This window comes from Photobacterium sp. 1_MG-2023 (assembly GCF_030547945.1).
Taxonomy (GTDB): domain Bacteria; phylum Pseudomonadota; class Gammaproteobacteria; order Enterobacterales; family Vibrionaceae; genus Photobacterium.
Window position 1 is genome coordinate 35,422 of record NZ_JAUORR010000015.1, and the last position, 25,771, is coordinate 61,192.

Consider the following 25,771-nt stretch of genomic DNA (forward strand, 5'->3'; position numbering starts at 1 on the left):
GCATTTTATGGCGAACCTGATCGAAAAAATCTGGTTTGAGCGCCACCCGGCCGGGTGGGCGCTTGCGCCTGTGTTCTGGCCTTTGAGTCAGGTGTTTGGCTGGATTAGCCGTGCCCGGCGTCGTGATTATCTGAGCGGAAAAAAACCAGCCTACCGTGCCGCTGTGCCTGTGGTGGTGGTGGGGAATATTACCGCTGGCGGGAATGGTAAAACGCCGGTGGTGATCTGGCTGGTCGAGCAGTTACAGGCCAAAGGCTACCGAGTGGGTGTCGTTTCCCGCGGTTATGGCGGCAAGGCGGCACAGTACCCACTGCGGCTGACGGCAGAAACGACGACGGCAGAAGCAGGTGACGAGCCAGTTCTGATCGCGAAAAGAACAGGCGCGCCTGTGGTGGTTGCCCCCAAACGTGCGGAGGCCGTGCAGGCTTTAGAGTCTGAAGTAGATGTGATCATCACTGATGATGGCCTGCAGCATTATGCACTCGACAGAGCGCTGGAAATCGTCGTGATTGACGGCAAGCGCCGGTTCGGGAACGAACAGATGATTCCGTCTGGCCCGTTGCGTGAAAGTTGTGCGCGTCTGGCTTCTGTGGATTTTCTGATCTGCAACGGCGGTGACGCCAAGCCCGGAGAAATCGCCATGCAACTGTCGCCGGGTCGGATGGTGAATCTGGTAACGGGTGAACGACGGGATGCCAGCAGCTTACAGGATGTGGTCGCCATGGCGGGCATTGGTCATCCGCCGCGATTTTTTGCCACGTTGAAACAACTGAATGTCCAGCCGGTATACTGTCAGCCATTTGCGGATCATCAGGCTTTTCAGGCCAGTGAACTGGCGGATCTGGCTGCAAAAGGCCAACATTTGGTCATGACCGAAAAAGATGCAGTGAAATGCCAGTCATTCGCGCAGCCCAACTGGTGGTATCTGCCGGTTGATGCCAAACTCTCAGAGCCTCAGGCCACTGCATTCATTAATCAAATCATAAAAGTGAAGGAAGAATATGGATCATCGTCTGCTTGAAATCATTGCCTGCCCGGTTTGTAAAGGGAAGCTGCACTTTGACAAAGACAACCATGAGCTGATCTGTAAGTTTGATCGCCTGGCGTATCCGATCCAAGACGGTATTCCTGTGTTGCTGGAGCCGGAAGCCCGTATCCTGAGCGCAGAAGAGGTGATGTAATGGCATTTACTGTCATTATTCCCGCGCGTTATCAGTCTTCCCGTCTGCCGGGCAAACCACTGGCTGATATCGCCGGAAAACCGATGATCCAATGGGTATACGAGCAGGCCTGTAAAGCGGGCGCTACTCAGGTGATTGTCGCGACAGATGATCAACGCATTGCTGATGCTGTGAAAGCGTTTGGTGGTGAAGTGTGCATGACGCGCGCGGATCATGAATCCGGCACGGAACGTCTGGCGGAAGTGGTTGAACAATACCAACTGGCCGCGGATGAAATCGTTGTGAATGTGCAGGGCGATGAGCCCATGATTCCGCCGAGTATCATTCGTCAGGTTGCAGACAATCTGGCCCGGAGTGATGCACCCATGGCAACGCTGGCGGTTGAAATTGATCATGCGGATGAAGTGTTCAATCCCAATGCGGTCAAAGTGGTGACAGATAAAAACGGCTACGCTTTATATTTCAGTCGTGCATCGATTCCATGGGATCGCGATAACTTCGCAAAACGCCCGCAGGAGATTCATCAGAACCTGCTGCGTCACATTGGGATTTATGCCTACCGGGCCGGTTTCATCAACACTTATATCCGTTGGGAGCCCAGCACGCTCGAGAAGATCGAGTCGTTGGAGCAACTGCGTGTGCTCTGGCATGGTGAGAAAATCCATGTCGATGTCGCGATTGAGCCCCCCCCAGCCGGTGTCGATACCCCGGAAGATCTGGAAAAAGTCCGTTTGCTGATTCAGTAAACACGACATTCAGCAGCCGGTCATCAGACCGGCTGTTTGCACTTTTACCGATAATTCAGAAGAAACCCAGCGGATTCACATCATAGCTCACCAGCAGGTTTTTGGTGTTCTGATAGTGATCCAGCATCATCTTATGGGTTTCACGGCCAATCCCGGATTTCTTATAGCCGCCAAAGGCTGCATGAGCGGGGTAGGCGTGGTAGCAGTTGACCCAGATCCGGCCCGCTTCGATTTGCCGGCCCATGCGATAAGCGCGGTTGGCGTCCCGTGTCCACACCCCGGCACCCAAGCCGTATTCGGTGTCATTGGCAATTGCCAGTGCTTCGGCTTCATCTTTAAAGGTCGTAATCGCAATCACAGGGCCGAAGATTTCTTCCTGAAAGACGCGCATCTTGTTATGGCCTTTCAACAGGGTGGGTGCGATGTAATAGCCGGATGCAATCTCTCCGGACTGCACAGCCGCATCACCGCCCAGTAAGACTTCAGCCCCTTCCTGACGTCCGATTTCCAGATAGCTCAGAATCTTATCAAATTGCTCCTGAGAGGCCTGTGCACCGACCTGAGTGCAGGTATCCAGCGGATTGCCTTGTTTGATGGTATTGGCTCGCTCGACAACTTTGGCAATAAATTTGTCGTAAACAGATTCCTGTACCAACACCCGGCTCGGGCAAGTGCAGACTTCACCCTGATTGAAGAAGGCCAGCAGCAAGCCTTCGACACATTTATCCAGATAAGCATCTTCGTGATCGAAAATGTCTTCAAAATAGACATTCGGTGACTTGCCGCCCAGCTCTACGGTGGAAGGGATCAGGTTATCTGCAGCGCATTTCAGAATGTGGTGACCCACATCCGTTGAGCCTGTGAAGGCCAGCTTGGCAATGCGTTTGCTGGTAGCCAGTGCCTGACCGGCTTCGTTGCCGTACCCGTTCACGATATTCACCACACCAGCAGGAATTAAATCGCCGATGGTTTCCATGAGCACCAGAATGGAAGTGGGGGTTTGCTCTGCGGGCTTCAGCACCACGCAGCAGCCCGCGGCCATGGCAGGGGCGAGTTTCCAGGCTGCCATCAGCATCGGGAAGTTCCAGGGAATGATCTGACCCACCACGCCGACTGGCTCAGGGAAATGATAGCTGGCAGTATGGGCATCCAGCTCTGCCGCTGTGCCTTCCTGCGCCCGGATACACCCGGCAAAGTATCTGAAGTGATCGACCACCAGTGGCAGGTCTGCAGCCAGTGTTTCCCGAACGGGTTTCCCGTTCTCCCAGCACTCAGCAACGGCCAGCATTTCAAGGTTGGCTTCAATCCGATCCGCAATTTTCAGCAGGATATTGGAACGATCGGCCACACTGGTGCTGGCCCATTTGGCACGGACTTCATGCGCGGCATCCAGCGCCAGTTCGATATCCGCAGCTTCTGAACGAGCCACCTGACAATAGGCCATGCCGTTGACGGGTGACACATTGTCGAAGTATTGCCCGGTCACAGGCTTCACCCACTTTCCGCCAATAAAGTTATCGTAATGTGACTTAAACTTCACAATTGACTCTGGCGTTCCCGGTTGCGCATAGATCATAGCAATTTCCTTTTTTGTCGATTCTGGTTGTGATGAACTGACCACTTTTCAGTCAGATAGGCTGCTGGGTCATGTTGTTCATTCGGGGAGTCATCGCAAGTCCCGGGCCAACTGGGTCGACTTGTTGTTAAATAAATGTAACGCTATGATGAATCAAATATTATTGAATGAGTGCTGCTTCCGGCACTGAGACTGATCACCGCGATCAGTGTTTCATTGCTGCTCAGTGGTACGTGGAACACTGTTCTAAAATGGAACACTTGATGATGCCAACTTCTGTTACAGCGACCGGTTCAGACTGGCTGTCCGATTCCTGGCACCGATGCCAGCGTGCAGGTTTACGGGAAAGCCAAATGCCGGAAAACATCCGGTTAGATCGGATTGCATTAGAGGAAAGGCAAGCACAGGCCAGCGCAATGATCGCGGCAGTTGAGGCCATCGCATTGCCCTTGTTTAATCAGGTTTTTGCAGGCACGAATAGCCGTTTGTTACTCGGCGATGCCGAAGGCGTGATCATTCAGGCCTGGGGACAGTCCAGATTTGAAAACCGATTAACCGGTATCGCGCTCGAATCCGGCGTGTGCTGGCAGGAATCTTTGAAAGGCACCAATGCGATCGGTAATGCGCTGACTGAGCAGCAGTTGATTACCGTGATGGGCGCGCAGCATTTTATACGCAAGCACAGGTTTATCAGTTGCTCAGCGAGCCCATTGCTCAGCCCGTCTGGGACTTTGATTGGTGTTCTGGATATCACGAGTGAGCAGCAAGTGCATACCGAACAAACCCGGTTACTGGTTCAGCAGATGGTTCAGTGGGTTGAAAATGCATTGCTCTGTCAGTTACCGGATGCCTCGGTTCGGGTGGATCTGGCTTGCGATTCGACGGTTCTGAATTCTGGCTGGCAGGGGATTCTGATCGCGAATGAGCAGGGACAGATTCTGGCACATAACTCAGCTGCAGAGCGGCTGTTAGGCGCACACCAGATGCTGGGACGGCAGTTGGAAGAACTCATCGGGGAGGGTGAAACTGGGGTGTCAGATGTTGCACCACTGATTTATCAGAAACACAGACTCAATACTGAAAAACGGCCATCACACCGCACATCGTCAGCCCGTCAAACCTTGTCTCCCTCTTGCCCGCTCCATTTCGGAGATGCGCGGATTGAACAGGCATGGCAGCAGGCCTGTAAGTTGATTGAAAAAGATATCCCTGTTCTGGTGCTGGGTGAAACCGGTGTCGGGAAAGGTGCGTTCGTGAAACTGCTTCACCAGAACAGCACCCGACGAAAATTTCCCCTGATTGCGGTGAACTGCGGGGCTTTGTCGCAGACCCTGATTGAATCCGAATTATTTGGTTATATGCCGGGCGCGTTTACCGGTGCCAGCCGTCAGGGACAGCCCGGAAAAATCAGGCAGGCTCATCAGGGTATATTGTTTCTGGATGAAATTGCGGAGATGCCGCTGTCGGCTCAAACCCGTTTGCTGCATGTCCTTCAGGATAAAGAGGTCGTCCCCGTTGGGGCCACACAACCGGTGCCGGTTGATATCCGGGTGATTGCGGCCACTCATCAGGATTTGGCACAGGCCGTTGCAGAAGGACGCTTCCGGGAAGACTTGTATTACCGGCTCAACGGGCTGGTTCTGACACTTCCCGCGCTGCGTGACCGACAGGATAAACCCATGCTGATTCAGGCCCTGCTGCAAAAGCATAGCGGCGATCCCTTGCTGGCGATCTGTCCCGAACTGGCCCATCAACTCACATGTTATGCATGGCCCGGCAATGTTCGTGAGCTGGATAACCTGATGAAAGTGGCCGTCGCGCTGGCAGAAGGGGAGTCGGAATTGACGCTGAATCATGTGCCACAGCACCAACGATGCCACTTTTCTTCGGCATCGTTGCCGTCCGAAGAACCTACAGCTGGAAAACTAGAGGCTGCCATTTCAGAGACCATGCTGGCAACGTATGAGGCTCAGTGCGGCAATATTTCCCGCACCGCAAAAGCTTTAGGTATCAGCCGGAATACGCTGTACCGGCGGTTGCGAAAAATTGGTTTGATCTGATTGAGAATCAAAGGCAAAAAGCCCGACGATTCAACCGGGCTTGAAGATTCAGATACTTAATGGGGTGGAGGCATTCTCACACACGTTCATGCCGCTCTTTCATGGTCAGTATCTGCTTTGATGTGGCAGTGATGATGAGGCGTGAAAACAGACGGCTGACTTACGCGTCGTATCAACATTGATCGAGAGCACATCTGGCCGTGCGTAATGGCCCACGGGATCAAAGTCTAGCTTGCTCCGAATCAGGGTTTCTTTATCCAGTTCTGCATAGATAATTGTTTTCTCATCAAATACAGGACCCGCAATCATTTCGCCAAGCGGGCCGACAACCACACTACCGCCTTTCATCACAACGTCATTGCTGTCAGCGTGTAAGACGCTGCGATAATGTTCACCATATTCTCCGCGAGTGATGTGTTGGCAAGCACTCAGAACGAAGCAGCGCCCTTCCATGGCGATGTGACGCATACTTGAGAGCCAGGACTCTCTGTCATCGGCGGTCGGAGCACAATAAATTTCAACGCCTTGTGCATACATCGCGGCCCGTAGCGCTGGCATGTAGTTTTCCCAGCAGATGACCGCGCCAATTTTTCCGATGCTGCTTTCAACAACCTTCAGCGTTGAGCCATCACCAAAGCCCCAGATTAAACGTTCTGAGCCTGTTGGCATGAGCTTTCTGCGGATATTTACCAACCCCTCAGCCGGATCGATGAATATCACGCTGCAATAAAGGGTCGTACCAAGCCGCTCTATCACACCCATCACCACAAAAATATGATGTTCCGCTGCTGCATCCGTCAGTTTTTGGACTTCAGTACCGTCGAGTGTCACTGCGCCCTCATAGTATCGGGAATAGTCTTCTCTTCCTTCAGGAAGGCGTGTCCCAATCGGCGCATCAAATGTAAGCCCTTTGGGGTATGTGCCCAGAAAGGCTTCCGGAAAGACGGCGAGTTCAGCACCATTGCTGGCGCATTGCGCAATCAGAGCGATGGCTTTCTCTGTTGTTTTTTCAGCATCAAACGGGACGCTGCTGTCTTGGACAACAGCCACCTTCGTTTTATTTTTCATTCTGTATCCTTACTTTTGGGGGACGATACGAACGCTGACCTCATCGTCAGTCGAGACGTTGTCGGTCATATGCGCGGCATACATATTGTGATACTGGGTCACTGAGTCTTGCGAGACCAGTTGTGTTTTCTGACTGATCACCACAGAGACGATGACATTAATGATCAATCCGAACAGCCCATGACCGACAATACTGTATTGATAGACGTCATGGGGGATTTGCACAGTGAGTTCACAACATCTTCTGCGACGACACTCGCAGAAGAGAGCCATTGGCGATTGATGGTGGAAATGGCTGCCGCAAGGATACCTGCCACAACAAAAGCGCCAAGCACCGGTCAATGTGCAGAGAGGCATTTTTTTGCTACATACACGGCAGCACCCAGCGCCAAACTTAGATTCCAGACCTTGATCATCTGCTGAAGAGGTCAGTAGCCTTTCTGAATTTGCATCGAAGTAATTGGGAAATGGACGCGTGAATGGTAAGGCTGAATGCGAGCGTGTTTCAGCGTGGTGCAGAAAACAATCAGCCCGGTACTCGACCGGGCTGATGCATGATAAATGAAGAGAGTAGTGGGTTATGCGTTTGCACGCTCACCACTGATTTCTTCATCTTCGTCGAAGATGCGTTGATCCGCCTGACCCAACACACGGGCGGTGATGGTGCCTGCCGTCATGGAACCACTTACGTTGACTGCAGTACGGCCCATATCAATCAGCGGCTCGATGGAAATCAGCAGACCTGCCAGAGCAACTGGCATATCCAGTGCAGACAGCACAATGATTGCAGCGAAGGTCGCACCGCCACCCACACCGGCAATTCCGAATGAACTGATAGTCACAATGGCAATCAGAGTCAGAATAAAGCCCGGATCCAGCGGGTCAATACCTATGGTTGGCGCAATCATTACAGCCAGCATGGCAGGATACAGACCCGCACAACCGTTCTGGCCCATGGTCGCACCAAAAGATGCTGAGAAGTTCGAGGCCGCTTCACCGTTACCCAGTTTCTTCACCTGAGTTTCAATGTTCAGTGGCAGGGTGCCTGCACTTGAACGGGAAGTGAAAGCAAAGGTCAGGACCGGCAGAATCTTTTTCAGGAAACGAACCGGATTCACGCCAATGCCAGCAACCAGCAGCAGGTGCATGACCAGAATCAGTCCCAGACCCACATAAGAAGCAACGACAAAGTTCAGCAGGTTCAGGATATCGCCATAGTTCGATCCAGCCACAACTTTGGTCATCAGAGCCAGAACGCCGTAAGGGGTCAGGGCCAAAACCATGCGAACCAAAGTCCGGACGACTTCCTGAGCCACATTGACGAAGGTTTCCAGACTCTTACCCAATTCAGGCTGGGTACGAATCACAGTCAGACTCGCAATCCCGACAAAAGCAGAGAAAATCACAACGGCAATGGTCGAAGTTGGACGACTGCCTGCCAGATCGGCAAACGGATTCCCCGGGAAGAAAGAAATAATCATGTCAGCCAGCGACAGGGTTTCCACGGTCGCCAGACGGTTTTGCAGGGCTTCCCCGCGGGCAATTTCACGCGCACCCTGAACAATCCCTTCGGCAGTCAGGCCAAACATGTTGCTGACCAGAATACCAATCAGTGCAGACACTGCGGTGGTTGCCAGCAGAATTCCGATGCTCAGACCGGCAATTTTACCCAGAGACCCAGCGTTTTTAACTTTCACGATGGCGGCAATGATAGACACCATGATCAGTGGCATCACGATCATCTTCAGCAGGCTGACATAGCCAGAACCCACAATGCCGACATATTTCAGGGTGGCGGCAACGGCTTCGTTCCCCTCGCCATAGAAAAACTGCAACGCGGCACCAAAGACAACCCCCAGTCCGAGACCCGTAAAGACGCGTTTGGACAGTGACTGATCAGATTGTTGCTGTTTCACCAGCAGGGCGATAAGCAACGCAAAAATCGCCAGATTCACGACTAGATACATACTTCTCTCTATTCAAAAGTGTGCAGCCCGAAGGTTATGTTGCATCAGGCTGTCTTGACGAAAAGGTTTTCCGCATCATAGGGACTCAGTCGACCGGAAGGAATGGTTACTCATAACTTTAACTATTCAAAAATGTCACATGATAAAACTAAATAGAATATGGAGTGGATTTGTCGTCAGGTTGGCTGAATTGTGTTCGATTCGAACGAGCAGCCGGAAGATTTCCGGCTGTGATTGAAAGGGAGTGTATGTGAAATAGGCGGTCAGGCTGCGTCGGCTTTGGTATCCGGCTGAACGACATTGACCGGTGCAGCGTTGTCTGCCATATCCCGTAGGTGCTGCCACCAGCGTCCGAGGGTTTCGTGCCAGAAGCGTTCAGTCTGTTCCAGATACTGGGCTTTGGGAGCGTATTTCAGCCAGGGCTGATGGATTTCATCGCTGGCCAGAAAGTTCGTCGGAGCTGGAACCGGATTGAGCCCGGCTTGTTTGAATTCTGCAAGCGCCCGCGGCATGTGACTGGCTGAAGTCACCAGCACCAGGTTCCGCTTCCCGACCACAGATGCAGCCTGAAACGCTTCTTCCCAGGTGTCTTTGGCGGTTTCCAGCAGCAGAATATCCAGCTTGTTCACCCCCAGTGCGATGGCGACTTTGGCCATCATCCGGGCCTGGCTGATCTCTGTGCCACCGTCGTAACCAGACAGAATGATTCGCGAGCCGGGAGATAAATTATGAATCCGGATCGCTTCAGCCAGACGCATCAGCGAAGCGCGGGACAGTTCAGAGGTGATGGGCAGATCTTTGTCAACCACATGGCTGTTGCCAAGGACCATGATGTAATCGACCGGTTTTCCGGTGTGGATGTAGCCTTTATAGCCGCGTTCCAGCGGGCTGAGTAACGCGGTGGAAACCGGTTGAAAAGCGATCAGGAATATCCCGAATAAAGAGAGTGTCAGCAGCCATGAAGCCAGTTTCTGTCGGCGGGTAAACCAGAGTATCAGAAGTCCCAGCAAGCCAATCAACAGCAGGGATGGCAGGGGCATCAGAAACGCCGACAAGATTTTTTTCAGTTCAAACATATCAGGTCGTCCGAAATTTCAGCAATTGAGCTTGAAAACATGCTCCAAGCCTTTATTCCTCTAAAGCTTGTGACACAATAAGCGTCTGACAAGAACGCTATCATAACGAAAACTGACGTGATCAGAGATCGAAATTTTGATGATTTAGCCCAAAAGTTCTCAGAAAACATCTACGGTACAGCGAAAGGGCTGATCCGTCAGACTGTCGTATGGCAAGATTTGGAGCAGATTTTACACACCCTTGACGCCAATCAGGCCGGTCCGGGCGCATCATTACGCGTGCTGGATGCTGGTGGTGGGATGGGACAGTTGTCCCAATTAATTGCGCGGCTGGGACATCAGATCACTTTATGTGATCTTTCTGGAGAAATGCTCAAGCTGGCCCGAGAGGAAATTGCCAAAAACGGCTTGCTTGAGCAATATCGTCTGGTCCATTGTCCGGTTCAGCAGGTGGATGAACATCTGGATGAGCCGGTTGATTTAGTGCTGTTTCATGCTGTCATGGAATGGCTGACCGATCCTCGGGCAGCTCTGGAATTGCTGATGCAGCAGGTGAAACCGGGCGGAATCATGTCTGTCATGTTTTATAACTATAATGGCCTGCTGTTTAAAAATCTGATTTGCGGTAATCTGACTCACGTTGAACAGGGGATGCCTCACCGCAAACGATTCAAGCTTCAGCCTCAGTCGGCGCAAAAGCCGGAAGAGGTGTATGCCTGGCTCACGGAAGGCGGCTTTCAGATCCTGGGAAAGACGGGTGTACGGACTTTCCATGATTACATGCGAACCAGCCAGATTGGCGAATTCAGCCTCGAACAACTGCTGGCGATGGAACAAGGTATCTGTCGTCAGGAACCGTATTTATCTTTAGGGCGCTACATTCACGTTTACGCCCAAAAGCCGTTGCAGTAAACAGCAGGCCCGCATAGCCTGTTGCGTGCAATAAATCTAACAAATAAGGACAACGGATGAGTGACCAATCCCAGACCGTTCCTGAGCTGGTGACTTGGGTGAAACAGCATGAATTCGCCCTTAACCTGCCCACGGAACGGCTGGCATTTTTGTTGGCGATTGCTGTATTGAGTGGTGAACGCCTGGATGAAGAACTGGGAGAAGGCGAGCTGGTCGATGCGTTTAAAATCGTCAGCGACCTGTTTGAGCAGTCGAAAGACACGCTGGTTTTTCGGGCAAACAATGCAATTAACGAACTGGTCAGGCAACGCCTGATTTCCCGCTTTACCAGTGAGCTGACCGAAGGGGCCAGTATTTACCGCTTGAGTCCGCTGGCACTGGGCATCGCAGATTATTATTCCCGTCACCGTGAATTTTCGTCGATGAAGCTGTCGATTCAGCTGGCGATGGTGGCGGATGAGCTCAACAAAGCTGCCGTGGCTGCCCATGAAGGAGGCGACGAACAGCACTGGAAATTGCATGTCTATGCGGTCCTGAAATATTCAGTGGCCGAAATTTTTGATCGGATTGATCTGAACCAGCGCACCATGGATGAGCAGCAGCAGCAGGTCAAGCAAGACATCGCTGAACTGCTGAATCAGGACTGGCGCGCCGCCATTACCAACTGTGAAAGCCTGCTGAACGAAACATCCAGCACCTTAAGGGAATTGCAGGATACCTTGCAGGCGGCAGGCGATCAGCTGCAAACCCAGCTGTTGTCTATTCAGGAAGCTGTGGGTTCAGAGTCTGAACTGGCGCTGGATTACATTGATGGCATGGTGTATTCCCTCCAGGCCAAACTCGATCGGATTGTGAACTGGGGCCAGCAGGCGATTGACCTGTGGATTGGCTATGACCGTCACGTCCATAAATTTATCCGGACCGCCATTGATATGGACAAGAACCGCGCGTTCAGTCAGCGGTTACGTCAGTCGGTGGCTGAGTTCTTTGATGCCCCGTGGCAGCTGACCTACGCCGATGCGGAGCGTCTGCTGGATATGCGGGATGAGGAACTGGTCCTGCGGGATGATGAAGTGACCGGTATGGTGCCGGATAATGTGGAATTTGAAGAACTGAGTGTGGTGAATGATCAGCTCAGTGAACAGATTGCCGCGATGCTGGATAGCCATAAGTCGCAAGGCGCAGCCATTCAACTCGGCACACTGATGCGGGATTATCTTGCGCAGCATCCTCATGCACAACATTTTGATTTAGCTCGTATGATTGTCGATCAGGCCGTGAGACTGGGATATTCCGAGTCAGACTTCACGGCAATCCAGCCTGACTGGGAAATGATCAACGACTACGGAGCCAAGGTACAAGCCAATGTCATTGACACCTATTGAAGAATTTATGCCAGAGAATCTGGCCAAAGCCATTGCCAATCCGTTGTTTCCGGCACTGGACAACGCGCTTCGTTCTGGCCGTCACGTGTCCAGCGAAGATTTGGACAACCATGCTTTCCTGCTGGAATTTGAGCAGGATCTGATGCTGTTCTACAAGCGATACAACGCTGAACTGGTTCGCGCGCCGGAAGGCTTCTTTTACCTGCGCCCGCGATCGACGTCTCTGATTGGCCGCTCTGTCTTGTCGGAACTGGATATGCTGGTGGGGAAAGTCTTGTGTTTCCTGTATCTCAGCCCTGAACGTCTGGCCCATGAAGGCATTTTTACCAATCAGGAACTCTTCGACGAACTGCTGGCGCTGGCAGACGAGAAAAAGCTGATGAAACTGGTCACGAACCGGGCGTCCGGCTCGGATCTCGACCGTGAAAAACTGTTTGATAAAGTGAAAACCTCACTGCGCCGGATGCGTCGTCTGGGCATGGTGATCATGCTGGGTGATACCGGCAAGTTCCGGATCAGTGAAGCGGTGTTCCGTTTTGGTGCCGATGTACGCACCAGCGATGATATCCGGGAAGCACAGTTGAAACTGATCCGCGATGGCGAAGCCATCGTTCATCAGCAGTTACCGACACAATCCAGCCTGATTGAGAATCTGGCCGACGATGCGTCTGAATATGAAGAAGAAACAGCGCAGGAGGAACAAGCCTGATGGAGCGCGGTAAGTATCAGTCTCTCACCATGGTGAACTGGAACGGCTTCTTTGCCCGGACCTTTGATATCGACCAGCTGGTGACGACGCTTTCTGGTGGTAATGGTGCCGGTAAATCAACCACCATGGCTGCATTTATTACGTCGCTGATCCCGGATCAGAGCCTGCTTCATTTCCGGAATACCACGGAAGCGGGCAGTTCGGCAGCATCGCGTGACAAAGGGTTGCACGGGAAACTCAAGCCGGGTGCCTGTTATTCCGCGCTGGATGTGGTGAACTCCAAAAATCAGCGTGTGATCTTTGCGGTGAAACTGCAGCAGGTTGCCGGACGTGATAAGAAAGTCGACATTAAACCTTTTCTGATTCAGGGCCTGCCCGCGGCAGTGAAACCGACAGACATTCTGGTCGAAACCATTTCCGACAATCAGGCTCGGGTCCGTCAGTTGAATGACGTGAAAGAGACTGTGGCACAGTACGAAGGGGTGCAGTTCAAAACCTTCAACTCGGTGACCGATTACCACACACAGATGTTCGAGTTTGGTGTGCTGCCGAAGAAACTGCGCAACAGCACCGATCGTTCTAAGTTCTACCGTCTGATTGAAGCCTCGTTATACGGCGGGATTTCCAGTGCGATCACCCGATCGTTGCGGGATTACCTGCTGCCGCATAACTCCGGGGTTAAAAAAGCGTTCCAGGATATGGAAGCAGCGCTGCGTGAAAACCGCATGACGCTGGAAGCGATTAAAGTGACACAAAATGACCGTGATCTCTTCAAACATCTGATCACGGAAGCGACCCATTATGTTGCCGCGGACTATATGCGCCACGCCAACGAGCGCCGTGCCAAGCTGGAACAGACACTGACGCTCCGCAATGAATTGCTGGGTTCGCGCCAGACCCTGCTGGATCAACAGCAGGTATACAGCAATCTGTCGATGGAACTCGACGAGCTGAAAGAAAACGAAAGTGCACTGGAGCAAGATCATCAGGCGGCATCTGATCATCTGCAACTGGTTCAGACGGCTGTGCGTCAGCAGGAGAAAATCGAGCGTTACCGCGATGACCTGCTGGAATTGACAGAACGCCTGGAAGAGCAGGTGATGATTGTCGAGGAAGCGGCGGAACAGCTCGCCATGGTTGAAGAACAGGCCATGCTGAGTGAAGAAGAAGTCGACAGCCTGAAATCACAACTGGCGGATTACCAGCAGGCACTGGACTCCCAGCAAACCCGGGCACTGCAATATCAGCAGGCGGTTCAGGCGCTGGAAAAAGCGTGCGCGATCACTGGCGATGACACGCTGGACAAAGACAATGCGCCGGAGCGTTTGTCGGAACTGAAACAACAGCAGGACACGCAAACCACGGCTTTGCTGGCCCTGAAGCATAAGCTGGATATGTCTGCAGCCGCAGCGCAGCAGTTTGAGAAAGGTTTGCAACTGGTGATCACCATTGCCGGTGCGGTCGACCGTGCCGTGGCGGGTGAGAAAGCACGTGAACTGCTGGCTACCGGCCGTGAAATGCGCATGATTGCTCAGCGCAGCGAACAGCTCAGTGCTCAGTATCGCGATCTGGAACGCAGCATGCGTCACCAGCGTCAGGCGCAGGAACTGGCCGATACTTATGCCAAAAAATTTGCAGTGACTGTCGACAGCGAACTGGCACTGGCAGAAGAGCAGGCACGTCACGAAGCCACGCTCGACAGTCTGGAACTGAACCAGTCTGAACTGGTCGACCAACGGGGTGAGCTGCGTCGTCAGGAGCAGCAACTGTCGCAGGACATTACGACCCTGGAAGCCAAAGCACCGGCCTGGATTGCGGCCAGTGATGCACTGGAAAAACTGGCGGCTCAGTCCGATCAGGATTTGTATGACAGTCAGGCTGTCATGACGGCCATGCATCAAACGCTGGAAGCGGAGCGTGAAGCGATTCACACCCGTGACAAACTGGCGATTCGCAAGCAGGACGTGGCGCAGGAAATCGAGCGTCTGGCGTTACCGGGCGGAAGTGATGACTCACGTCTGCGCGTCATCGCAGAAGTGCTGGGTGGCACCTTACTGTCTGAAATCTATGACGACATCACGATTGATGATGCTCCGTATTTCAGTGCCATGTATGGTCCGGCCCGTCATGCCATTGTGGTGCAGGATCTGCAGGCTATCCGTGAAAAACTGCCGATGCTGGATGATTGCCCGGATGACCTGTACATCATTGAGGGTGATGCCGATTCTTTTGATGACAGCAGCTTTGTCGTGGATGAACTGGAAGGGGCGGTTTGTGTTCAGTTAAACGAACAGCAACTGCGCTATTCACGTTTCCCGAAAGTCCCGCTGTTTGGCCGTGCTGCCCGTGAACAGCGTCTGGAGATTCTGCGTGAATCTCGGGATCAGATTGTTGAAGATCATGCCAAAGCGTCGTTTGATGCGCAGAAGCTCCAACGTCTGTATCAAAGTTTTAATGCCTTTGTGGCAAGTCATCTGGCTGTTGCTTTTGAAGCGGATCCGGAAGAAGCCATTCGTATCGCCCGTGAAAAACGCAGTCAGATTCAGCGTCAGCTGAATGATACAGAAGCGACGGAGCAACAGCAGCGCAGCCAACTGACGGCTGCCCGTGAAGGTTTGTCGCTGTTGTCTAAGCTGCAACCTGTGGTCAGCATGCTGGAAGATGAAACACTGGCCGCCCGTCTGGAAGAAGTTGAGCAGCAACTGAATCAGATTGATGACGCACGTCAGTACCTGGATCGTTTCGGTAAAGCACTGGATGAGCTGGAAGGGCTGGTGTCGGCGCTGGATACAGACCCGGAGCGCTTCGATGCGATGCAGGCGGATTATCAGGCTGCGGATGAAGCCCTGCAAACGCTGAAAACGCAAATCTTTGCGTTGTCTGATCTGGTTGAACGTCGTCACCACTTTGGTTATGCCGATGCAGTTGAACTGCTCAGTAAGAGTTCAGAACTGAACGAGCAACTCAAAACCAAGCTGGAAGCAGCAGAGCGTGAACGGACCCGACAGCGTGAAAATCTCAAGCAGTCACAAACTCAGAATAATCAGTACAACCAGTTACTGGCATCTCTGAAAAGTTCGCATCAGGCCAAACTGGAAACGGTTCAGGAATTTGAGCGCGAACTGCAGGAACTTGGGGTTCGTGCCGATGCGGAAGCAGAAGAACGAGCCCGTTTACGCCGAGACGAGCTGCATGAACGTTTGCATAGCTCTCGCAATCGTCGCAGCGAACTGGAAAAATCGACCACCTCGATTGACATGGAAATGCGCAATCTGGTGAAGCGTCTGCGTAAAGTCGAGAAGGATTACAAAGAGCTGCGCACCCTGGTGGTCAATACCAAGGCGGGCTGGTGTGCGGTCTTGCGCCTGGCGCGTGAAAGTGATGTTGAGCGTCGACTGCACCGTCGTGAAATGGCCTATATGAGTGCCGATGAGCTTCGTTCCCTGTCGGATAAAGCCTTGGGTGCCCTGCGTCTGGCGGTATCGGATAACGAGACCTTGCGAGATGCGCTGCGTCAGTCGGAAGATGTTTCCCGTCCGGAACGGAAAGTGCTCTTCTATATTGCCGTGTATCAGCACCTGCGTGAGCGGATCCGTCACGATATTATCCGCACCGATGATCCGGTGGAAGCCATTGAAGAAATGGAAGTGGAGCTGGCGCGCCTGACCGAAGAACTGACGGCTCGTGAAAAACGTCTGGCGATCAGTTCCGACAGTGTGGCGAACATCATCCGTAAAACGATTATGCGTGAGCAGAATCGAATCAAGATGCTGAACCAGGGGCTGCAGAATATCGGCTTTGGTCAGGTCAGAGGCGTGCGCCTGAATGTGAACGTGCGTGAAACGCATGAAGCATTGCTCAACGGTCTGTCTGAACAGCAGGATCAGCATCAGGATCTGTTTGGCAACAATCGCCTGACGTTCTCAGAAGCGATTGCCAAGTTGTTCCAGCGCCTGAACCCGCATATTGAGCTGGGCCAGCGTTCGCCGCAAACATTGGGCGAGGAATTGCTGGATTACCGGAATTACCTTGAGCTGAGCATTGAAGTCAACCGCGGGACGGATGGCTGGCTGCAGGCTGAATCCGGCGCACTGTCGACGGGTGAGGCGATTGGTACCGGTCAGGCAATTTTGCTGATGGTGGTGCAGAGCTGGGAAGAAGAAGCCCGACGCCTGCGTGGAAAAGATATTATTCCGTGCCGTCTGTTGTTCCTGGATGAGGCCGCGCGCCTGGATGCCAAGTCGATTGCGACGCTCTTTGAGCTGTGTGAACGTCTGGATATGCAGTTGCTGATTGCTGCGCCAGAGAACATCAGTCCGGAGCGAGGGACGACCTATAAACTGGTGCGGAAGATCTTTAAAGATCGCGAGCATGTGCATGTGGTCGGTCTGCGTGGTTTCGGTCAGGAGCCGAAATCATTACCGAATTCGGGGTCTGAGCAACTGGTACTGGGTGATACTCTGGATACCGATGCTCAGGATGCCGCAATCAACCCTGCCTGAACCCTCTCATTGGATATGATTTGAAAAAACCAGCTTCGGCTGGTTTTTTTGATGCATCAATCTGCGAATTTTGTCTTACTTTTTTGCTTCACGGCAGATAGCCCTGTCAGATTTGTCTTGTTCGTAAGACCTCTTTCTCATTCGTTAGTGTCACACACGATTGCGCTTTCTGACTCGGCAGAGTGCCTAGAATTTTAGTGTTGGAGTCGGCCATCTGACTAACCACTCAATGACTGAAACCAAGGCGTGGCGGCCGGATTTGAATGAATAACGAACAAATAAGTATTGTCGTAGGGGTGATGACATGAAAAGTATAATTCTATTAATGCTCGCCATGATGGCAGTGGCGGGCTGTAGTGATTCAGACAGTGCAGATAATGCTGCCAATACACCATTGGACTCAGATGGTCAGCAGGAAGTTCCTGTCACCATTGTGGTGCCAGAGAACCCTGGAACCGATCCGGGTGATCCGGGCGACCCAGGAGATCCAGGCGACGGCTATGACGGTCCACGCAAAGTGTGTCTGGCGATTACCGGTCTGGAACTGAAGGGCAGCGCGGGCAATGTGATTGAATACACCAATGAAGTGATTGAAGAAGCATTGAAGTCTGATCCTGACTGTGTGCCACCATCTGAAATCATTAAAGATGCATTACCGGACGGTATGGTGTTGGTTGACCTGCTGAATATGAGTGATGATCTGGCTTACTTGCTCAAAGGTGTGGGATTACCTGTTGACGATTATGTGAGCGTTACGCTGAATATCAATGATCAGGGCACTTATGGCGGTTATGACATCGACTTCGATGGTGATGTTGATATCAGTACTGGCAGCCCGTATTCCTATGTGCAGGAATATGATGGTGACTATAAAGCCATTGACCTGGGCGGTAAGCTGGAATTCGCTGGCTTTAATCTGAAAGATAAAGCAGGCTATCCGCAAGCTTATTCCATGATGATCGACCCATACAGTGCTCTGGAAATGCAAGACAGTGGTGCTTATGGCCTGACCGGAAAAGGTATGTGGCTGGTCAATCATGTAGATGCAGTTGATATCGTGGGCGATGTACTGGAATCGGCCTGTGTTGAAGATGCCATGAAACTGATTTATCTGTTCAAGTCTCTGGGTGACGGCCCGACATCAGGCGATGATCCGGACTACATCACAACGGCCAATGATGACGGAGACGGATCTTACTCTTATGGCATGCCCAGTGTACCGAAAGGTTATTATGACTTCGAAATCATGTGTGACGTCGATGATGCAATTCCTGAGTTCTCCGGGTATGGCAGTTACGATGTGGAAGTCACAGATAACGCCGATGGCAGCTACGATCTGGGGTATGAATAAGCAGTAAGCCTTATCTGATACGCCACATACAACCGGTTGGCTTCGCACCAACCGGTTTTTCTTTGCCGGTTCAGGCACAGTGCCCACCAAACTGAATACTTCCTTAAGACGCAGAATAATGTGCTGAAATTGTAATTGATCTTAATTTAACACAAGATCTATATCTCATTTTTGCCTAAAAATAATCGTATCCGTTATCTTTCAACTCGCTGATTTTTGTACGCTTTGAAAAAAAAGTCACTTTATACAGTCACTGTTGTCCAGATTTGACTGGTTGTTTTTTGACCTGCCCTTGTTTAAAGTTCTTTTCCATTGCGTGTAAAGGAACAAAGAGAAACAACTATGACATCTAGTGGCAAACTGCTTGCACCTGCATTGAACGGACTCATCAATTTGAAACAGATTGCATTCGGCACACTATTTGGTATTGCCCTGGTGGGGGTGAGCCTTCAGCCGGTCCAAGCTTCGGTGACAACTAAACCAACCAATCATCTGAAGTCAACGTTGAAATATGTAGAACTTGAGGCCGAAGAAGGCGATAAAAATATGCAGCTCTTTTTGGGCCGCGCTTATCTGGAAGGCAATCGCGGAATTGCAGCCGATCCAATGAAAGGTTTGTACTGGCTGGAAAAAGCATCCGTTGATATGCCAGAAGTGAAAACTATGATTGGTGATCTCTTTAAAAACGGTCAGTTGCTGCCACAGAATAACGAACTGGCTGTGCATTGGTATACCAAAGCGGCCAAAGCAGGCGACTTACCGGCCATGGAAGAACTGGGTGTCTATTACGCATCCGGTGCCAATGGCAAGGTGAACTGCGGGAAAGCGATTCACTGGTTTACACAGGCATCGAACGGCGGTTCCCTCAATTCAAAGCGTAATCTAGTCTGGTTGTATGCAACTTGTGAGAACGATCAGGAGCGTGACGGTTATCTGGCATTGAAGCTGGCCAAGGAAGTCATTCATAAAGCACAGGCAGACGCCGGAGACTACGACAACCTTGCTGCTGCCTATGCCGCATGTGGCCAGTTCCCGCAGGCGGTTCGTGCTCAGGAAATTGCGTTAGAGAAATTAGAACAGAGCGCGGAATCTCATCGGATTGCCAAGTTTACAGAACGCCTGAGACTTTATCAGCAGAATCAGACAATTTACAGCGCTTCACTGTAATCGATTGTCGCATAACTGTGCCGAAAGGCAGACTTTCTTCTCCTGTTATGCAACTTACAGCCTTCGCAGATTGCGAAGGCTTTCTTTTGTCCCATTTCAAATACATAAATTCAGCACGCGCCCCGATATTTTGCCGATACTTAGGTGAAGCACCGAGTTCTGGAAAGCGTGACTGTGATACCTCCCGAGCGTGATATTTCTGACATTGTCAGTCTGGACATCAAAGACTATTCAAAAGGCCAGAATCGGCTGAATGCTGCTGGAGGGCAGGCAGGGATCTGCCAGTTGGCCGATGCGTTCTGTCATTGTCTGGACACACTGCCAGAAGTGGCTGTGCTGCGACAAAAGTATCCTGACGATCTGGCAGAATTCCACCAGTCCTTACAGGCTTTTCTCAAGGCATGGATGTCAGGAGAAACACCGTTGTATACCAAATCGAATGGTCGGCGTTATCTGTCGGCTAACCGCAAACGTCTCCGGCTGACAACTGCAGAGAAAAATGCCTGGCTGTATTGCATGCAAAAAGCGCTTGATGCGCAACCTTACGATGAAGTCTTCAAACGCTATGTCATGGTTCAGCTCGGCCTGGCGGCGGAGATGATCCGGAACCCTTCACCCGAAAGTTAGTGTCAGTATTTTTTACACCTCACCCAAAAGGCTTAAAACTTTTGTTGTGATTTGAAGTGGTTAACTTTTGGACTAATTCTTGCAACTTATTCATCGCCTAACAGTTGTAACAGAGGATCAAGGCATGAAATTGTTGAGTAAACTAGCACTGGCAGTATCGTGTTGTTTCGTCGTCTCAGCGAATGCAACTGAGATCAATCTGGCGGTATCAGGGACAGATCAAGCCTTGTTAAATATGGGAAATCAGGGTGACAGTTATGTCACTGTGTATCAGCAAAATGGCGCAGGCTCCGGCAATCTGGGTTCTTTTCTGAGAATATTTGAAGGCGGGAACGGCGCCAATGCGAATGGCGATGGGAATGGTATTCAGGAAGGCTTTAATACCAGTACAACGGATCCGTACATGATGGATCAACTACCGTCAGGAAATTTTACACGGGATGTGCTGTTGTCTGAACTTCAGTTAAACAATGGCTTTTACTCGTTTATTCTGGATGTGAACGAAACCGGGCAGGATACTGAGATTGTCCTGACGAACCTGATGCTGTTCGCCACCAGTACACCGATGCAGAATGTGGATGATATCAACAATCTGCAGGATCAGACGTTACTCTGGAGTCTGGACTGGGATGACAATGGGGCGTTTCAGGATAATTCAATTCGGCTGGATGCAAGTAAGAATAACAATGGCCCGGGCAGTGGTTCGACGGACTTAGCCTTTTTTATCAATGAGGATTATTTCTCAAGTATCCCGAATGATCAGATTTACTTCGTGCTGTACTCAAGCTTCGATGAGTTTGACTCGGGTTACGAAGAGTGGGCGCTGGGTGATCTCACCTTGAATCAGCCGCCACAGGATATGCCTGAGCCCGCGAGTGTGGCACTGCTTGGGATCGGGTTACTGGGCCTGGCAGGCACACTGCACAGAAACAGACGGGTGAAAGTCCGCCAATCTTAATCTGGAAAACGACGAGGGAGCCGTCGCTCCCTTGTTTTCATGCGGATTCGTACGCAAACCTGCAACTCACTCGGCGACGTTGTCCTGCGGTGATTTGAAAAAGTCTTCCAGCGCCTGAAGCGCTGCATCCACCCAGGTTTGCAAGGATTCTAATCTCGGCGTCACCCCCTCCACTGTGTTTGGATAAACAAGCCACATAAGCGATACCTCCTCCTCAATTATAGTGCTGACACAGCCTGCGCCTGAGTCATTGGCGCGTCACTCAATGATTCCAAAACGGAATGAATTGATATCTTCTCTTTCGCTATTGCCTGCTAAGCAAGGATGATAACTTCTCTGTCCGTAAGCCCCTGCTCAGTATGACTTTTGGGGATGTTTGGTGTGGTTTTGTGGAATGATGTATGGATATATCTGTTGAAATTCTCGCGTTATTATTTTTCGTCGCCGGGCTGGCGGCTTTCATTGATGCTATTGCAGGAGGCGGTGGACTCCTGACGGTCCCGGCGCTGCTTGCGGCGGGCATTCCGCCGACACAGGCACTGGCCACCAATAAACTGCAAAGCTCCTTTGGCAGCTTTTCTGCGACTTATTATTTTGTTCGCAATGGCATGGTCAATCTCAGACAGATGGCACTGGCCATCGTTTTTACTTTTGCCGGATCTGCCTTTGGGGCTGAAATGGTCCAACGGATTGATGCCAGTATCCTGACGAGTCTGATTCCTATCTTGCTGATTGCGATCTCGCTTTATTTCCTTTTGGCGCCTCAGGCGAGTATTCATGGCGGCAAAGCCAGAATTTCAGAGGGAGCATTTGCCTTCAGCGTCGGGATCGGGATTGGCTTTTATGATGGGTTTTTCGGACCGGGGACGGGCTCGCTGTTCACGATCTGTTTTGTAACGCTAGCGGGACTGGGGATCGTTGAAGCCACCGCCCGGACCAAAGTCCTGAATTTTACCTCAAATATTGCGGCGCTATTGTTTTTCATTCTGGCGGGTTTACCGGTTTGGGAAGTGGGACTGGTGATGGCAGTCGGTGGTTTTATTGGTGCGAGAATGGGCGCGAAAGTGGTGGTCAGCAAAGGCCGGAAACTGATCCGGCCCATGGTGGTGGTGATGTCTATGCTGATGGCATTGAAGCTGCTTTGGGAACAAAATCCGCAATGGTTTCAATAAGTCGCCGGACACGATCGGAACGATAGCTGTGCTGTCGATAGCAAAGATAAATCGGGCGGTTAAACCCGTCCAGAAAGGCAAAATACTGGCAGTGTGAATCATCGATTGCCAGTGTTTTGACCACAGACAAAGGCACCAGTGCGGGTGCGGCACCTGCCAGAGCCAGTTGCGCGGCAGCAGTATAAGAGTCCATTTCCATCAGCGGGCGAATCCCGGTCTGTTGCAGGAGTCCTGCCTGATAGGCATTGGCCGGATTGCTGAGATCATTGGTCAGTAGCACCTCGGGTGGGCCAGATAAGGGGTGACTGAAGACCACGGTGAAGGGCTCATTCATTAAATGGACAACCTGCAAGCCGTGTTGCGGGGGCAAGTGACCGGCACAAAAGCCCAGCGTGGCATCACCGGCCTGCACCCGTTCAATAATCACGGGGGTATGATGCGTGTTGATCACCAGATGGGGATCCTGCTGCAGATAACGGCCCATCAGCGGGGCCAGATAGCCTGCAACCAGTGTTTCAGAGCAAGCGAGTGTAATGGGTGTTTGATCCTGAATGGCTTGCTGTTCAAAAATCTGACCTTTCAGCTCATGAAATCCGGGACCAACCTGTGCCACCAATGCCAGGGCGTCGGGTGTGAGTTTGATATTCCGGCCATCCGGCACCACCAGCTTCTTTCCTAAACGCTGCTCCAGCCGTGCAATGCGCTTGCTAACGGCACTCTGACTGATATACAGACGACTCCCGGCCCGGCTCATCGTGCCTTCTTTGGCGAGGACCAGTAAGGTTTCGACTCCCTCAAGCAGCATGCGATGCTCACTTCCAATCGTTGAAAAGATGGCATGGATACTATCAGAGTGTTGGTGGGGTGAGAAATGAGCCCGGGGTGAAATGAATCACAAATTGGGGGAGGGATCAGACCGCCGGAGGAAACACCGGCGGTGAATCAAGCTGGAATCAAGGATGCGTCAATGCGTGCCGGTGTTATCGTCCGGATGTGCTTGCGTAATACTGCCCACTTCCAGCATCGGCGCGACATCCAGATGCTCTGCATTCATCATGGTAGAAATGCGCTGTACCGAAGACAGCAGCAGCGACTGTTCCCACTCATCCAGTTTCTGGAACCGGGAGACAAAACTTTCCTGCAAAGGCAGGGGAGCTTTGTCGAGATAAACTTTGCCTTCATCGGTCAGATGCGCATGGACTTTTCGTTTATCCAGTGTGCTTCGCTCGCGAACCACCAGCCCGCGTTTTTCTAATCGATCCAGGATCGTTGTCGCCGTCGCCTGACTCATATTGGTATTTTTCGACAGCTGGCGAATGGTGACTTCACCAGAATCGCGAATCGCTTTCATTAAGACAAGTTGTGGCCCGGTCAAACCGGTCGATTTGTTCAGTTGCCTTGAATGCAGGTCGATTGCTCGAATGATCTGTCGCAGGGCGATAAGGACTTCTTCATGTTTGTCCATGTTGCTCTCCCACCTGATCAGCCGCATGCATTATCCGGCTGGCCAGATAAATGCTTGTCACGGCTAATTCATGAATTATTTCTTATTTTAGGGTAAACAGCTGCGTGAATGATTGGGGTGCAGGCAGGTCCCCTTCGCGAAAGCGAAATTCTAGCATGTGAATTGTTCAGCCTTCTATCAAAAAACACAATGAAAACCATGATTTGCTCGATTTTCAAGCTTTCCTGACGAATATAGTGGTTCTGGCCAGAGATTCTCGGCTTTGTCTGGTTTTTGAGACCCATCTGTTACTCGGCGCTGGGAAGACTCACAATGCGGTCAGGTGAATAAAGCATCATTTCATAAAGCACAGCGTCAGATGGGTGTCTTTCGTGTCGCATTTTTCTGTTTGTATGTATTTTACGCGATATCTTTCAAATTGTGTCTGTCTGTTACTTGTTATTGTTTTTTGCGTGAATAATAATGATTATCAATTTTAACCTTATTGTTACTCACCTGACCACGGACGAAAGTTACATGAATAAGACGTTTACCCTTTCATTTCTCGCCGCATCAGTGATGGTGGCTGGCAGCGCGCAGGCTGCGACGACCAAACAAGCTGTTGTGAATCACTATGCCGATCTGGCTTTTCACGTTTATCACGATGCCCACACAACGGCACAACACCTTGATCAAGCCATTGATGCTCTGATTGCGACCCCTTCTGAGAAGACGCTGGCGGAAGCGAAAGCTGCCTGGAAACTGGCGCGAATCCCTTATCAGCAATCTGAAGTTTTCCGTTTCGGCAATGCCATTGTGGATGACTGGGAAGGCCAGCTGAACGCCTGGCCGCTGGATGAAGGGCTGATCGATTATGTCGCGAAAGGCTATCACCACGAGCTGGGCAATGAAGGCGCGACCGCGAATATCATCGCGAATCCAAAGATTCAGGTGGCTAATGTGACCATCAACGCCACGGAAATCACGCCTGAGTTGCTGGCCAATCTGAATGAAATTGGTGGTTCTGAAGCGAATGTTGCAACGGGTTATCACGCGATTGAGTTCTTGCTGTGGGGACAGGATCTGCATGGGACAGACGCGGGTGCCGGTGAGCGTGCTTATACAGATTTTGTATCTGGCGAAGGCTGTACCCATGGCAACTGTGATCGCCGCCGTGCTTACCTGAAAGCGGCATCGGATTTGTTGTTGACCGATTTAGACTGGATGACCAAACAATGGTCGGCGACCGAGAAAGATAACTACCGTGCGGAGCTGCTGGCAGACTCACCGGACAACGGCCTGCGTAAGATGTTGTTTGGCATGGGGTCACTTTCTCTGGGGGAACTGGCGGGTGAGCGGATGAAAGTCGCGCTGGAAGCCAACTCTACCGAAGACGAGCACGATTGTTTCTCGGATAACACTCACAACTCGCATTATTACAACGAGCAAGGAATCTACAACGTCTACACGGGCAGCTACAAGCGTGCAGACGGTAGCATGCTGAAGGGTCCGAGTCTGCATGATCTGGTTGCAGAAAAAGATGCGAACGCAGCCAAAGAAATTCAGGCTGAGTTCGATCAGGCTCGTGCGCAGGTCTATACCCTGGTCGAATCGGCTGAGAAGAACAATCAGCATTTTGATCAGCTGATTGCAGCCAGCAACAAAGCCGGTCACAAACTGGTGAACGATGCAATTATAGGGCTGGTGAAACAAACCGCGGAGATTGAGCGCGCCGCAGGGATCATTGGTGTAACCAACCTGAATCCGGACACGGCCGATCATCAGTTTTAATCTGTATTGGCGTCAAAAAATAATAACGAAACAAGGGCTCACGAGAGCCCTTTTGTCGTCAAGATGTTGATGGGTCGCT

General features: G+C 51.5%; 22 protein-coding genes. 14 read left to right on the forward strand and 8 right to left on the reverse strand.

All coding sequences use genetic code 11. The features are described from left to right. The first annotated feature begins 7 nt into the window (after window positions 1-7). Genes lpxK through kdsB form a run of 3 tightly spaced genes read left to right on the forward strand, consistent with a single transcriptional unit; the run spans window position 8 to window position 1,927 of the window. Window positions 8-1,021, forward strand: coding sequence for a tetraacyldisaccharide 4'-kinase (gene lpxK, locus Q4579_RS14035; protein WP_303565095.1), 1,014 nt, complete (start codon window positions 8-10; stop codon window positions 1,019-1,021). Then, a complete protein-coding gene (locus tag Q4579_RS14040) occupies window positions 1,002-1,181 on the forward strand; it encodes a Trm112 family protein (RefSeq protein WP_303565096.1) in 180 nt (59 codons plus the stop codon). Before lpxK ends, Q4579_RS14040 begins: the two co-directional genes overlap by 20 nt. Then, window positions 1,181-1,927, forward strand: a complete 747-nt coding sequence (gene kdsB, locus Q4579_RS14045) for a 3-deoxy-manno-octulosonate cytidylyltransferase (RefSeq protein WP_303565098.1) — start codon at window positions 1,181-1,183, stop codon at window positions 1,925-1,927. The genes Q4579_RS14040 and kdsB overlap by 1 nt, the downstream gene beginning before the upstream one ends. A gap of 55 nt (window positions 1,928-1,982) precedes the next feature. On the opposite strand, the gene Q4579_RS14050 is transcribed toward kdsB, so the two are convergent. Then, complete coding sequence (locus Q4579_RS14050; protein ID WP_303565099.1) at window positions 1,983-3,503, reverse strand: aldehyde dehydrogenase family protein; 1,521 nt, start codon at window positions 3,501-3,503, stop codon at window positions 1,983-1,985. A 266-nt stretch (window positions 3,504-3,769) separates the two neighbouring features. Here Q4579_RS14050 and Q4579_RS14055 point away from each other — a divergent pair, with 266 nt between their 5' ends. After that, complete coding sequence (locus Q4579_RS14055) at window positions 3,770-5,563, forward strand: sigma-54-dependent Fis family transcriptional regulator (protein ID WP_303565100.1); 1,794 nt, start codon at window positions 3,770-3,772, stop codon at window positions 5,561-5,563. A gap of 105 nt (window positions 5,564-5,668) precedes the next feature. On the opposite strand, the gene Q4579_RS14060 is transcribed toward Q4579_RS14055, so the two are convergent. The 4 genes from Q4579_RS14060 to elyC form a co-directional block, all read right to left on the reverse strand. Further along, a complete protein-coding gene (locus Q4579_RS14060; protein WP_303565102.1) occupies window positions 5,669-6,631 on the reverse strand; it encodes a carbon-nitrogen hydrolase family protein in 963 nt (320 codons plus the stop codon). A gap of 9 nt (window positions 6,632-6,640) precedes the next feature. Beyond that, window positions 6,641-6,856, reverse strand: a complete 216-nt coding sequence (locus Q4579_RS14065; RefSeq protein WP_303565103.1) for a hypothetical protein — start codon at window positions 6,854-6,856, stop codon at window positions 6,641-6,643. Window positions 6,857-7,209: 353 nt separating this feature from the next. After that, complete coding sequence (locus Q4579_RS14070; protein WP_303565104.1) at window positions 7,210-8,598, reverse strand: L-cystine transporter; 1,389 nt, start codon at window positions 8,596-8,598, stop codon at window positions 7,210-7,212. 263 nt (window positions 8,599-8,861) lie between these two features. After that, window positions 8,862-9,674: an envelope biogenesis factor ElyC gene (gene elyC, locus Q4579_RS14075; RefSeq protein ID WP_303565106.1), complete on the reverse strand. Its 813-nt coding sequence runs from the start codon at window positions 9,672-9,674 to the stop codon at window positions 8,862-8,864. A gap of 117 nt (window positions 9,675-9,791) precedes the next feature. On the opposite strand from elyC, the gene cmoM reads away from it, so the two are divergent. The 8 genes from cmoM (at window position 9,792) to Q4579_RS14115 (ending at window position 21,285) form a co-directional block, all read left to right on the forward strand. Continuing rightward, window positions 9,792-10,586, forward strand: coding sequence for a tRNA uridine 5-oxyacetic acid(34) methyltransferase CmoM (gene cmoM, locus Q4579_RS14080; protein ID WP_303565108.1), 795 nt, complete (start codon window positions 9,792-9,794; stop codon window positions 10,584-10,586). A 56-nt stretch (window positions 10,587-10,642) separates the two neighbouring features. Next, a complete protein-coding gene (gene mukF / locus Q4579_RS14085) occupies window positions 10,643-11,971 on the forward strand; it encodes a chromosome partition protein MukF (RefSeq protein ID WP_303565110.1) in 1,329 nt (442 codons plus the stop codon). Then, window positions 11,952-12,680, forward strand: coding sequence for a chromosome partition protein MukE (gene mukE / locus Q4579_RS14090; protein WP_303565112.1), 729 nt, complete (start codon window positions 11,952-11,954; stop codon window positions 12,678-12,680). Before mukF ends, mukE begins: the two co-directional genes overlap by 20 nt. Continuing rightward, window positions 12,677-17,182: a chromosome partition protein MukB gene (mukB, locus tag Q4579_RS14095; RefSeq protein WP_303565185.1), complete on the forward strand. Its 4,506-nt coding sequence runs from the start codon at window positions 12,677-12,679 to the stop codon at window positions 17,180-17,182. Before mukE ends, mukB begins: the two co-directional genes overlap by 4 nt. A gap of 304 nt (window positions 17,183-17,486) precedes the next feature. Then, complete coding sequence (locus tag Q4579_RS14100) at window positions 17,487-18,533, forward strand: hypothetical protein (protein ID WP_303565113.1); 1,047 nt, start codon at window positions 17,487-17,489, stop codon at window positions 18,531-18,533. A 342-nt stretch (window positions 18,534-18,875) separates the two neighbouring features. Next, window positions 18,876-19,700: a tetratricopeptide repeat protein gene (locus Q4579_RS14105; RefSeq protein WP_303565114.1), complete on the forward strand. Its 825-nt coding sequence runs from the start codon at window positions 18,876-18,878 to the stop codon at window positions 19,698-19,700. A 144-nt stretch (window positions 19,701-19,844) separates the two neighbouring features. Then, window positions 19,845-20,327, forward strand: coding sequence for a globin (locus Q4579_RS14110; RefSeq protein ID WP_303565115.1), 483 nt, complete (start codon window positions 19,845-19,847; stop codon window positions 20,325-20,327). 124 nt (window positions 20,328-20,451) lie between these two features. Next, complete coding sequence (locus Q4579_RS14115) at window positions 20,452-21,285, forward strand: PEP-CTERM sorting domain-containing protein (protein WP_303565116.1); 834 nt, start codon at window positions 20,452-20,454, stop codon at window positions 21,283-21,285. A 66-nt stretch (window positions 21,286-21,351) separates the two neighbouring features. On the opposite strand, the gene Q4579_RS14120 is transcribed toward Q4579_RS14115, so the two are convergent. After that, entirely contained in the window at window positions 21,352-21,483 is a 132-nt protein-coding gene (locus tag Q4579_RS14120; RefSeq protein WP_303565117.1) for a hypothetical protein, read from the reverse strand. A gap of 203 nt (window positions 21,484-21,686) precedes the next feature. Here Q4579_RS14120 and Q4579_RS14125 point away from each other — a divergent pair, with 203 nt between their 5' ends. After that, window positions 21,687-22,457, forward strand: coding sequence for a TSUP family transporter (locus Q4579_RS14125; RefSeq protein WP_303565118.1), 771 nt, complete (start codon window positions 21,687-21,689; stop codon window positions 22,455-22,457). Here the strand turns inward: Q4579_RS14125 and Q4579_RS14130 are convergent. Then, entirely contained in the window at window positions 22,402-23,262 is an 861-nt protein-coding gene (locus Q4579_RS14130) for a LysR family transcriptional regulator (RefSeq protein WP_303565119.1), read from the reverse strand. The genes Q4579_RS14125 and Q4579_RS14130 overlap by 56 nt on opposite strands. A 159-nt stretch (window positions 23,263-23,421) precedes the next feature. Next, a complete protein-coding gene (locus Q4579_RS14135) occupies window positions 23,422-23,922 on the reverse strand; it encodes a MarR family winged helix-turn-helix transcriptional regulator (RefSeq protein WP_303565120.1) in 501 nt (166 codons plus the stop codon). Between the two features lie 516 nt (window positions 23,923-24,438). Here Q4579_RS14135 and Q4579_RS14140 point away from each other — a divergent pair. Beyond that, window positions 24,439-25,692 carry an imelysin family protein gene (locus Q4579_RS14140; protein WP_303565121.1) on the forward strand — a complete coding sequence of 418 codons (1,254 nt, stop codon included), beginning with the start codon at window positions 24,439-24,441 and terminating at the stop codon, window positions 25,690-25,692. Window positions 25,693-25,771 lie beyond the last annotated feature (79 nt).